Source organism: Pseudomonas azerbaijanorientalis, from assembly GCF_019139795.1.
Taxonomy (GTDB): Bacteria; Pseudomonadota; Gammaproteobacteria; order Pseudomonadales; family Pseudomonadaceae; genus Aquipseudomonas; species Aquipseudomonas laurylsulfatiphila.
The window spans coordinates 3,497,179-3,507,813 of record NZ_CP077078.1 but is presented as its reverse complement, the minus strand read 5'-3'; the positions used below and the strand labels follow the sequence as shown (position 1 = coordinate 3,507,813).

10 protein-coding genes are annotated in these 10,635 nt (G+C 60.3%); 4 read left to right on the top strand and 6 right to left on the bottom strand.

Annotation, left to right across the window (positions count from 1 at the left end; genetic code table 11):
• Positions 1-7: 7 nt before the first annotated feature.
• Positions 8-1,591, bottom strand: a complete 1,584-nt coding sequence (glgA, locus tag KSS91_RS15625) for a glycogen synthase GlgA (RefSeq protein WP_015095288.1) — start codon at positions 1,589-1,591, stop codon at positions 8-10.
• 559 nt (positions 1,592-2,150) lie between these two features.
• Between glgA and KSS91_RS15620 the strand changes: the two genes are divergently transcribed.
• Positions 2,151-2,963, top strand: a complete 813-nt coding sequence (locus tag KSS91_RS15620) for a crotonase/enoyl-CoA hydratase family protein (RefSeq protein WP_217835309.1) — start codon at positions 2,151-2,153, stop codon at positions 2,961-2,963.
• Positions 2,964-2,968: 5 nt separating this feature from the next.
• Positions 2,969-3,799, top strand: coding sequence for an NAD(+) diphosphatase (nudC, locus tag KSS91_RS15615; RefSeq protein ID WP_015095286.1), 831 nt, complete (start codon positions 2,969-2,971; stop codon positions 3,797-3,799).
• Here the strand turns inward: nudC and KSS91_RS15610 are convergent.
• The 3 genes from KSS91_RS15610 to KSS91_RS15600 all read right to left on the bottom strand — a co-directional run bounded on the left by KSS91_RS15610 (position 3,767) and on the right by KSS91_RS15600 (position 5,833).
• Positions 3,767-4,546: a TSUP family transporter gene (locus tag KSS91_RS15610; protein WP_007974280.1), complete on the bottom strand. Its 780-nt coding sequence runs from the start codon at positions 4,544-4,546 to the stop codon at positions 3,767-3,769. The two genes, nudC and KSS91_RS15610, sit on opposite strands and share 33 nt — an antisense overlap.
• Positions 4,547-4,737: 191 nt before the next feature.
• Complete coding sequence (locus KSS91_RS15605; RefSeq protein ID WP_217835308.1) at positions 4,738-5,214, bottom strand: nuclear transport factor 2 family protein; 477 nt, start codon at positions 5,212-5,214, stop codon at positions 4,738-4,740.
• A gap of 55 nt (positions 5,215-5,269) precedes the next feature.
• A complete protein-coding gene (locus tag KSS91_RS15600) occupies positions 5,270-5,833 on the bottom strand; it encodes a TetR/AcrR family transcriptional regulator (RefSeq protein WP_217835307.1) in 564 nt (187 codons plus the stop codon).
• Positions 5,834-6,051: 218 nt separating this feature from the next.
• Here KSS91_RS15600 and pssA point away from each other — a divergent pair, with 218 nt between their 5' ends.
• Complete coding sequence (gene pssA / locus KSS91_RS15595) at positions 6,052-7,395, top strand: CDP-diacylglycerol--serine O-phosphatidyltransferase (RefSeq protein WP_217835306.1); 1,344 nt, start codon at positions 6,052-6,054, stop codon at positions 7,393-7,395.
• Between the two features lie 164 nt (positions 7,396-7,559).
• Positions 7,560-8,576 carry an AraC family transcriptional regulator gene (locus tag KSS91_RS15590; protein ID WP_217838430.1) on the top strand — a complete coding sequence of 339 codons (1,017 nt, stop codon included), beginning with the start codon at positions 7,560-7,562 and terminating at the stop codon, positions 8,574-8,576.
• Between the two features lie 27 nt (positions 8,577-8,603).
• Here KSS91_RS15590 and KSS91_RS15585 read toward each other — a convergent pair whose 3' ends face one another.
• Together KSS91_RS15585 and KSS91_RS15580 are read right to left on the bottom strand one after the other, a co-directional pair.
• A complete protein-coding gene (locus tag KSS91_RS15585) occupies positions 8,604-9,074 on the bottom strand; it encodes an LEA/WHy family protein (RefSeq protein ID WP_217835305.1) in 471 nt (156 codons plus the stop codon).
• Positions 9,075-9,140: 66 nt separating this feature from the next.
• Complete coding sequence (locus KSS91_RS15580; protein ID WP_217835304.1) at positions 9,141-10,604, bottom strand: nucleobase:cation symporter-2 family protein; 1,464 nt, start codon at positions 10,602-10,604, stop codon at positions 9,141-9,143.
• Between the last annotated feature and the right edge of the window lie 31 nt (positions 10,605-10,635).

Sequence of the window (10,635 nt, the reverse complement as noted above, 5' to 3'; positions counted from 1 at the left end):
AAGCCTCTTACTGTTTGTTCGATTTCCCCAACGCTTTTGCCACAAGCTGTTCATAGAGTTCGGCGTAGGGTTCGACCGCCTTGCACCAGTTGAACGGCGCTGCCATGGCCCGGCAGCGCATGGCGTGCAGCAGGTCGGGGAAGGCGAACACCTTGAACGCGCGGCTCAGGGCTTCCTGATAGCTCTGCACGGTGGATTCATCGAACAGGAAGCCGGTCACACCGTTTTCGATGGTGTCGGCCAGACCGCCGGTATTGCGCGCCACCGGCAACGAGCCGAAGCGCTGGGCGTACATCTGGCTCAGGCCGCAGGGCTCGTAACGCGAAGGCATCAGCAGGAAGTCGCTGCCGGCGAACATGCGCCGGGCATCGGTTTCGTTAAAGCCGATGCGCACGCCGATCTGCCCGGGGAAACGCAGGGCCAGTTCGCGCATCGACTGTTCTTCTTCCGGCTCGCCACGGCCGATGATCGCGATCTGCCCACCGGATTTGACGATGTACTCGGAGACCGCTTCGGTCAGGTCCAGGCCTTTCTGATAGACCAGGCGCGACACCACGGCGAACAGCGGCCCTTCGGAGTCTTGCAGGCCGAACAGCTCGCGCACATGGGCGGCGTTCACCGCCTTGCCATCCCAGTCGCCGATGCTGAACGGGCAGAACAGGTGCGGATCGGTGGCCGCATCCCAGCTTTCATCGATGCCGTTGGGAATCCCGCTGAGCAGGCCTTGCTGGGTCTTGGCGGCGAGGAAACCGTCGAGCCCGCAGCCGAAATCCGGTGTGGTGATTTCCTGGGCGTAGGTCGCGCTGACGGTGGTGATGTGGCTCGAATAGGCCATGCCGGCCTTGAGGAACGACATCTTGCCGTAGAACTCCATGCCTTCCTGTTGCAGTGCGTGATGGGGAATGCCCAGTTCGGGGCACGAGCCCAGGCTGGTCACGCCTTGATAAGCCAGGTTGTGAATGGTGAACAGCGTTGGTGTGCGCTGCCCACGCCAGTGCATGTAGGCCGGGGCCAGGCCGGCCGGCCAGTCGTGGGCGTGCACCAGGTCCGGGCACCAGTGGATTTGCGCGAGGTTGGCTGCAATATCGGCCGCCGCCAGGCCCAGGCGGGCGAAACGGATATGGTTGTCCGGCCAGTCGCGGCCGTTGTTGGCGCCGTAGGGTGAACCTTCGCGCTCGTAGAGTTCAGGGCAGATCAGTACGTAGATGACCAGGCCATCGGGCATGTCCATGCGCCCGATCTTGCACGGTGGCAACGCGGCATGGCCGCCGAGCTCACCGATGATATGAATGGGGTTCTCGCTGTGCAGCACCTGCGGGTAACCCGGGATCAACACCCGCACGTCGTGCAGATGGGCCATGGCTCGTGGCAGCGCCGCAGAAACGTCACCCAGGCCACCGGTTTTCACCAGGTCGGCAATTTCCGAGGTCACGAACAACACTTTCTTACGGTTCGGATTCTGGTGGGCTGCCGGGGTCAGCGTCCTGGTGCCGGGAACGCTGACGGGCTGGGTGTTCGCGGCAGTTACGGCGCTCGATTCGCCGACCTGATGAGCACGCTCTCCCTGTATTTCCAAAGCCGTACTGATCATATGAATCTCCCGTGCTGTTGATCTAATTCTTAGGTCTGGCAAACGGTGTTTCATGGCCAATTCCCGTGGCCGGGCAAAAAAACGCTGCGCATCAGTGAGCAAGCGCTGCCCGATGCGTCGAAGCAAAAGGGGTGAATGAGCCGTTGCAAGGATTGCACCAGTCGCAACGCACCTTCTTGTCAGAGGACCGATCGGGAATGGAAAAAGTTTCGACTGTTTTTCCACTTTATGACCGATCGGTTTCGCTTTGAGAAAATGAGTCTAGGCCAGAACTTAGAGCGGTAAAGGGCAGATGGCAAAATTGTTCGACAATCGGTTTGTAACGGTACGGACGTGCCTGATCGAGGTGCAAACGCCCCGACGAAGTGCATGTTTTTTTGCGTTTTGGCTTCAAAAAGTCACCGGGCGGTCACATGAGTGTGCGACGTGAACGAGCGGTCGCGCACCAATGTGGTGCGTGCGCTAAGTCCCGGATTTGGCTGAACCGCTGCCTTACTGCCGTTCGCGATGCCTTGTTATAGTTCGGGCCTCGTTTTCTGCCCGCAAAAGGATCAATGGAATGTCTCAGTACAGCGCGTTCAACGTCGAACTGGTCGATAAAATCGCCCATGTGCAGATCAACCGGCCGGAGAAGATCAACTCGATGAACGCTGCGTTCTGGAGCGAGATCGTCGAAATCTTCCAGTGGATCGACGACACCGATGAAGTGCGCGTGGTGGTCCTCAGCGGGGCAGGCAAGCATTTCTCCTCGGGTATCGACCTGATGATGCTGGCCGGTGTGGCCAATGAACTGGGCAAGGACGTCGGCCGCAATGCGCGGCTGCTGCGGCGCAAGATCCTTACCCTGCAAGCGTCGTTCAATGCCGTCGACAACTGCCGCAAACCGGTGCTTGCAGCGATTCAGGGCTACTGCCTGGGTGGCGCCATCGACCTGATTTCCGCGTGCGACATGCGTTATGCCGCCGAGGACGCACAGTTCTCGATCAAGGAAATCGACATCGGCATGGCCGCCGACGTGGGCACGCTGCAACGCTTGCCGCGAATCATCGGTGACGGCATGCTGCGCGAACTGGCTTACACTGGTCGCACCTTTGGCGCCGACGAAGCGCGGAGCATGGGCCTGGTCAATCGCGTCTACAGCGACAACGACAGCCTGCTCGACGGCGTCATGGGCATTGCCCGCGAAATCGCCAGCAAGTCGCCGATCGCCGTCACCGGCACCAAGGAGATGATCAGCTACATGCGTGACCATCGCATCGATGACGGCCTCGAATACATCGCCACCTGGAACGCCGCCATGCTGCAATCCACCGATCTGCGCGTGGCCATGGCCGCCCATATGAGCAAACAGAAACCCGAATTTCTGGATTGATTAACATGATTCCTCGCTGGACCACTGCAGTACTGGACACCGACCAACCCGGCGGCTGGGCCGTCGCGCGCAGCCCCGAAGGCTTTCTGTTCGATGACAATGGCGCACTGTTTCCACGCGAATGGTTGAAGCGTCAGGACCTGCCGATTCTTGCCGAACATGGCATCGGTCATCTCGATGGCGAGCCGGTCTACCTGCTGGAGTTGCGCAGTCACAGCGAGGTGTCGGGCTGCAACTGGAAGGGCTTGCGGGCGTTCATGCTCGAAGGCGATCACACGGTCTACAAGGTGCTCGGTTACGCCGCACAGATCGGCACCTGGGCCCGCGAGCACCGTTTTTGCGGTAACTGCGGTCAGGCCATGACCCAGGTGCCGCGCGAACGGGCGATGTATTGCCAGCCGTGTGATCTGCGCAGCTACCCACGGATTTCGCCGAGCATGATCGTACTGGTCACCCGAGGCGATGAAGTGCTGTTGGCACGCTCACCGCGTTTTGTCAGCGGTGTCTACAGCACATTGGCCGGGTTCGCCGAACCGGGCGAATCGGCCGAGGACTGCCTGATTCGCGAGGTTCGTGAAGAGGTGAGCATCGAGGTCAGGAACATCCAGTACATGGGCAGCCAGTGCTGGCCGTTCCCGCACTCGATGATGCTCGGCTTTCATGCCGAATACGCCAGTGGCGAGATCGTCTGCCAGGAAGACGAGATCGAGGACGCCCAGTGGTTCAACGTGCATGCGCTGCCGCCGTTGCCGGCGTCGCGCTCGATTGCCCGTTACCTGATCGATGTCTACGTGGCGCGGCGTTTAGGCCACGCTGAACCAGTGCTGCCAGGCTAGGCGCACGGTCAGGCCCAACACCACGGTGATGAACACCGGACGAATGAATTTCGCGCCACCGCTGATGGCGGTGCGAGCGCCGAAAAAGGCGCCGACCATCAATGACGAGCCCATGCACAGGCCGATGATCCAGTCCACCTGACCGGAAAAGATGAAGATCGACAGCGCCGCCGCGTTGCTGACGAAGTTCATGCTGCGCGCCACGCCGCTGGCTTTCACCAGGTCGATGGGGTAGAGCAACAGGCTGCTCACGGTCCAGAATGCGCCCGTGCCGGGACCGGCCACGCCGTCATAGAAACCGAGGCTGAAGCCCTGGGTCGACTGCCACGTTTTCTTGATCGGTGCATCGCTGTCCGTCGGCGCTTTCGGCGTGCCGCCAAACAAAAGATAGACACCGCAGGCGAAGACGATCACCGGCAGCATTTTGTTCAGCCATTCCGCCGGCAGGTAGTGCGCGACCACGGCACCGGTCAACGCGCCGACCAGGGTGCCGACGATGGCGTGCACCCATTGCGCGGGGTGGAACAGCTTGCGTCGGTAGAAGGTGAAACTGGCAATCGCCGAGCCGAAGGTCGAACTGAGCTTGTTGGTGCCCAGCACCAGATGCGGCGGCAGGCCGGCGGTCAACAGGGCCGGGGTGGTCAACAGACCACCGCCACCGGCGATGGCGTCGATGAAACCGGCAACAAAAGCGACAAGGGCCAGGATGGCCAGGGTGGAGAGGTCAACGCTGAGTTCGAAAGGCATGGGATCGGCTTATTCGGCGGGTGCAGAAAGAGGCTGCGGGGAAGGGCAGCATCTTAACCACCTGCACAGCACAAAACCATTGTGGGAGCGAGCTTGCTCGCGAAGACGCCGTCAGATCCAGCATAAATGTTGGCTGACACACCGCTATCGCGAGCAAGCTCGCTCCCACAGGTGATTAGTGTGGATTTAAATTACAGACCCAGATCCGACAGCCCCGGATGATCGTCAGGGCGACGTCCCAATGGCCAGTGGAACTTGCGCTCGCTTTCCTTGATCGGCATGTCGTTGATGCAGGCGAAGCGGCGAGCCATCAGGCCGTCCTCGTTGAACTCCCAGTTTTCGTTGCCGTAGGAACGGAACCAGTTGCCCGAGTCGTCGTGCCATTCATAGGCATAACGCACGGCGATGCGGTTGTCGGTAAAGGCCCAGAGTTCCTTGATCAGTCGATAATCCAGCTCCTTGGCCCATTTGCGGGTCAGGAAGCCTTTGGCTTCTTCGCGGTTATGGGCGAACTCGGCGCGGTTTCGCCACTGGGTGTCCAGGGTGTAGGCCAGGGACACGCGCTGCGGATCGCGGGAGTTCCAGCCATCCTCAGCCAGGCGAACTTTTTCAATGGCCGATTCACGGGTGAAAGGGGGCAATGGCGGACGAACTTCGGCATTAGACATTTCAAGTCTCCGTATCAAGTTAAAGTTAAAGCAATTGTCGAGCTTGATCAGGTTGCTACAGGTCCAATAACTTTCGCGCCATGCATTGCGCATTATCGGCGGCACTGTGATCACCCGTTACAAGCGCCACGGTAATGGCACCATCGATCAGGATCAGCAGCTGTCTGGCCAGCCTCTGCGGATCCTCGGCACCCTGTTCGGTACACAGCTCGCACAGGTAGTCGAGCAGTTTCTGTTTATGTTCTTTGGCGACCAGGCGCACCGGGTCTTGCGGGTCGCCGGTTTCGCCACTGGTGTTGATGAAGGCGCAGCCGCGAAAGCCTTCGCTGGCGAACCACGACTTGAGTACGGTAAACAGGTTGAGCAGCCGCGCGGCCGGGGTTTGTGCCTGGCCGACTTCGCTGCGGTACCAGTGCATCCAGCGCTGATCGCGGCGTTGCAGGGCGGCCACGACCAGTTCGTCCTTGTTGGCGAAGTAGCGGTAAATGCTTTTTCTGGAGACACCGGCGGTTTTCACCAGGAGATCCATGCCAGTGGCGGCAATGCCACTTTTGTAGATCAACTTTTCGGTGACATCCAGAATGATGTCGCGTGTGTCATTGCTATTGATTTCGTTCATGTGGCCAACAGTAGAACGATCGTTCTCCTTGGTCAATCTATATTTTTACGGTGTCTGATAAATGGTCTTCGCGAGCAAGCCCGCTCCCACATTTGAAATGCGTTCCCCCTGTGGGAGCGGGCTTGCTCGCGAAAGGGACATTACAGACAGTAACAAGACCCGAACCTTTGCATGGTGTAAGCTCTCAGGTTCTTCGGATTCGACCCATTGCGAGCCCTATGCCGTCGCTTTTCAAACGCTCCCTGCTGCCCAAGCTGCGCAGTTTTCCGCTGACGGCCGATGCCGTCGGCATCCTCTCCGGCGCTGCCCAATTCCGTCGTTGCCTGCTTGAGCAAATCGCCAGCGCGACCCGGCGCATTTACATCGTTGCGCTGTACCTGCAACAGGATGAAGCCGGCCAGGAAATTCTCGATGCCTTGCACGCGGCCAAACTGGTGCGTCCGGAACTGGATGTGGTGGTGGTCGTTGACTGGCTGCGCGCCCAGCGCGGCCTGATCGGTGCCGGCAAGCAACCGGGCAACTCGGCCTGGTATCAGGAAATGACCCGCACCCACGAAAGCGTTGTGCCGATCTATGGCGTCCCGGTGCAAACCCGCGAGCTGTTCGGTGTGTTGCACCTCAAAGGCTTCGTGATCGATGACTGCGTGATCTACAGCGGCGCAAGCCTGAACAACGTCTACCTGCACAAGTTCGACAAGTACCGCTACGACCGTTATCACGTGCTGCACAATCGCGAACTGGCCGATTCGATGCAGCACCTGGTGCAGCACGGCCTGGTGGCCTCCAAAGCGGTGCACCGCCTCGACCTGCCGAACCTGCCGACGACCCGCAGCCTGCGCAATGACATCGGCGACCTGCGCAGCCGGCTCAAGCACGCGGCGTACGACACCACGCAAGGCACCACCGAGCGGACCGGTCTGTCCGTCAGCCCGTTGCTCGGCGTCGGCAAGAACAATCCGCTGAACCGGGTGATCTGCGAGCTGATCGCCAGCGCCCAGCAGCAGCTGACCATTTGCACGCCGTACTTCAACCTGCCGCTGGCGATCATCCGCGAGATCAACCGCGCGCTGGCCCGTGGGGTGAAGATCGATATTGTGGTCGGTGACAAGACGGCCAATGACTTCTACATTCCGCCGAGCGAACCGTTCCGGGTCATTTCGGCGCTGCCGTACCTGTACGAAATCAGCTTGCGCCGGTTTGCCAAGCGTCATCAGCGCAACATCGACAGCGGTCAGTTGAACCTGCACCTGTGGCTTGATGGTGACAACACCTATCACCTCAAGGGCATGTGGATCGACCGGCGCTATACCTTGCTGACCGGCAACAACCTCAACCCGCGGGCGTTCCGGCTCGATCTGGAAAACGCCTTGTTGATCGATGATCCGCACGGCGAATGGTTGGAGCCGCGCCGTCAGGAACTGGCGGAGATTTTCCAGCACACCCGGAGAATCGAGCACTTCCAGAACCTGGAAACCCTCGCCGAATACCCGACGGGCGTGGCCAAGTTCCTCAAGCGCGTGAGTCGTGTGCGGATCGAGCGGTTGCTGTACCGGATTCTCTAAAAGATCGCAGCCTTCGGCAGCTCCTACAGGGTTTTTTGTCCGTCCGCGGCACTTGCGGTGTGTAGGAGCTGCCGCAGGCTGCGATCTTTTGATCTTGCTCGTTTTGGCTTTTGATCTTGCTAATATGCCCCCCACTCGAACAAGAACAGGGCTTGCCGCAATCCATGTCGGAAAAAGACACCATCTCCATCCAACTGGTGCGTGAAGCACTGTTGCAAAGCTGCGCGCCAGGTATCGACAAGGACGAGTTGTTGATCAAGGTTGGCATCGACCCGCAGCTGCTGGGCAATTCCAGCGCCCGGGTTCCAGCCACTGCTTATGCGCGCCTGTGGCGGCTACTGGCGCGGCGTGGGGATGACGAGTTTTTTGGCATGGACCCACGCAAACTCAAATCCGGCAGCTTCGCTTTCCTGTGTCGCAGCGCCATGCTCCAACCCAACGTGGCGGCAGGACTGGCTGGCGGCCTGGCGTTTCTGTCACTGATCCTCGAACACCTGCCAGCGCAGTTGGTGCGTCAGCAAAGCCTGGCGGAAATCGTCCTGCTCGAAGACGACAAAGACCCACGCCGGGCCTTCACCTATTTCACCTACTGGATGATCGTCCACGGCGTTGCCTGCTGGCTGGCAGGGCGGCGGATTCCGATTCTGGCCATTGAACTGCGCTGTTCGAAACCGGATTTCTGCGATGATTATCAGGTAATGTTTTCCGAGAACCTGCGTTTCGACCGTCCGCGCACGCGGATGATTTTCTCCGCCGATTGCCTGGATTTGCCGATCAAGCGCAGCCCCGAAGAGCTCAAGCGATTCCTGGCCCACGCGCCGGCGAACATTCTGGTGAGGTACCGTGATCCGCAGAGCCTGGCCAGCCGTATCAAACACGATCTGCGTCACCTGCCGGCCGAGCACTGGCCGGAAACCGAGGCCCTGGCGCAACGCCTGTGCATGTCGGCATCGACCTTGCGGCGCCGGCTGGCCGAAGAAGGGCAAACCTATCAAGGTCTCAAGGACAGCGTGCGCAAGGAACTGGCGATCGTCTGGTTGGCCGAGCCGGCGATCAGCTTCAGCGAAATCGCCACGCGGCTCGGGTTCGCTGACACCAGTTCGTTCTACAAGGCCTTTCGCAAGTGGTCGGGGTCAAACCCGGGGCATTACCGCAGCCTGATTCTCAATGACGTCGAGTAAATTCAGCGCCAGCCTGACCCGCTCTCGCTAGCGACTGCCAGTGGTCGATCCCGGCAGATTGAGTGTGCCGCTGTCGACGAAACGCTTCGTGTTGAACACCCCGCCCGAGAGCTTGCCGCGCAGAATATAAGGCATGTTGTTGAGGGTTTTCATCTGGCTGATGCCATAGGTCTGGCGGATGAACGAAAATGCCGAAACGCTGACCGGCACGCTCACGACGGTGTCGGAAAAACGCCCGATCTCGCCCCTCTGATCGCTGACGCCCGAGGCGAATGGCTGGCCGTTGATGTCCAGATCCAGGGCCACGCCGCTGTAGGTGAGGTTGTAGTCATTGGGGTTCTGCACGCGGATTGTCACGGCAAAGCGTACTTCCATGCCCTCGCCCTGCAGGGGCTCGATACCCACGACGTTGATTTTCAGCGGGTCTCGATTGGGCAGCGAGGAACAGGCGCTCAGGCAGAGCAGAAGGGAAATCAGGACCGCGTGAACGCTGCGCATGTACGTGCTCTCATCTGAAAAGGGCTGTTCCGCTACCGGCTCAGCCCCTGAGCCCGTCCGGCGGTTTTACCGTGCGACCAGCGCAGCCTTTGCGGGTTCATCCCTGGTGGTCACATCGGGGTTCTGCATCACCTGAAGCACGGAGGCCTCCGGATCGAATTCGTCCTCCTCCAGCTCGATGAACTCCTCAGGCAGGAAGATATTAAGAACGATAGCGCACAGCGCGCCGACGGTGATGGGCGATTCGAAAATGTTGTGCAGGGCCTTGGGCAGTTCACGCAAGACTTCCGGCACGGCGGCCACACCCAGGCCCATGCCGATGGAAATCGCCACGATCAGCATGTTGCGCCGATGCAGGCCGGCCTCGGCGAGAATCTTGATCCCGGCCACGGCGACGGTGCCGAACATCACCAGCTCCGCGCCCCCCAGCACCGGTTTGGGCATCAATTGCAGTACCGCGCCGATCATCGGGAACAGGCCCAGCACCACCAGCAAACCGGCAATGAAAAACGCCACGTAGCGACTGGCCACGCCCGTGAGCTGGATCACCCCGTTGTTCTGGGCGAAGGTCACCATTGGCATGCTGTTGAACACCGCCGCCATGGCCGAGTTGAGACCATCGGCGAGCAGGCCGGACTTGATCCGGCGAATGTACACCGGGCCTTTGACCGGTTGCCGGGAAATCATCGAGTTGGCCGTGAGGTCACCGGCGGCCTCCAATGGCGAAACAAGGAAGATCACCGCCACCGGAATAAACGCCACCCAATCGAAGGAAAAACCGTACTTGAACGGCACCGGTACGCTCATCAGCGGGACGTCGGGCAGGCTGTTGAAATCCACCTGGCCCATGAGCCAGGCCACCACGTAACCGAGGGTCAGGCCGATGACAATCGCCCCCAGGCGCAGAAACGGCACGTCGACCCGGTTCAACACCACGATGGTTCCCAGCACCAGCGCCGCCAGGGCCAGGTGACTGGCGGCCCCCAGGTCCTGGGCGCCGAAGCCTCCGGCGATGTCGGTCATGGCCACCTTGATCAGCGACAAACCCATCAGCGTGATGATCGTCCCGGTCACTACCGGCGTGATCAGCATGCGCAGTTTGCCGATGAACTGGCTCAACACCACTTCAATGAACGCGGCAAAAAAGCACACGCCGAAGATGGTCGAGAGAATCTCGTCGGTGCCGCCGCCCCGGGCCTTGACCATGAAGCCGGCGCTGAGAATCACACTGATGAACGAGAAACTGGTGCCTTGCAGGCACAACAGGCCCGAACCCACCGGGCCAAAACGCCGCGCCTGGACGAAGGTGCCCAGGCCCGAGACGAACAGCGCCATGCTGATCAGATAGGGAATTTCGCTTTGCAGGCCCAGGGCGCTGCCCATGATCAGCGTCGGGGTGATGATGCCGACGAAACTCGCCAGCACGTGTTGCAGGGCGGCGAAGACGGTGGCGGTCAGGTGCGGGCGGTCGTCGAGGCCGTAGATCAGGTCATTGTTACGTGGTGCGGGGGCTTTTTCGGAGGCGGTCATGGAGGTTTGCGTGCCAGAAGGCGGCCGGGTC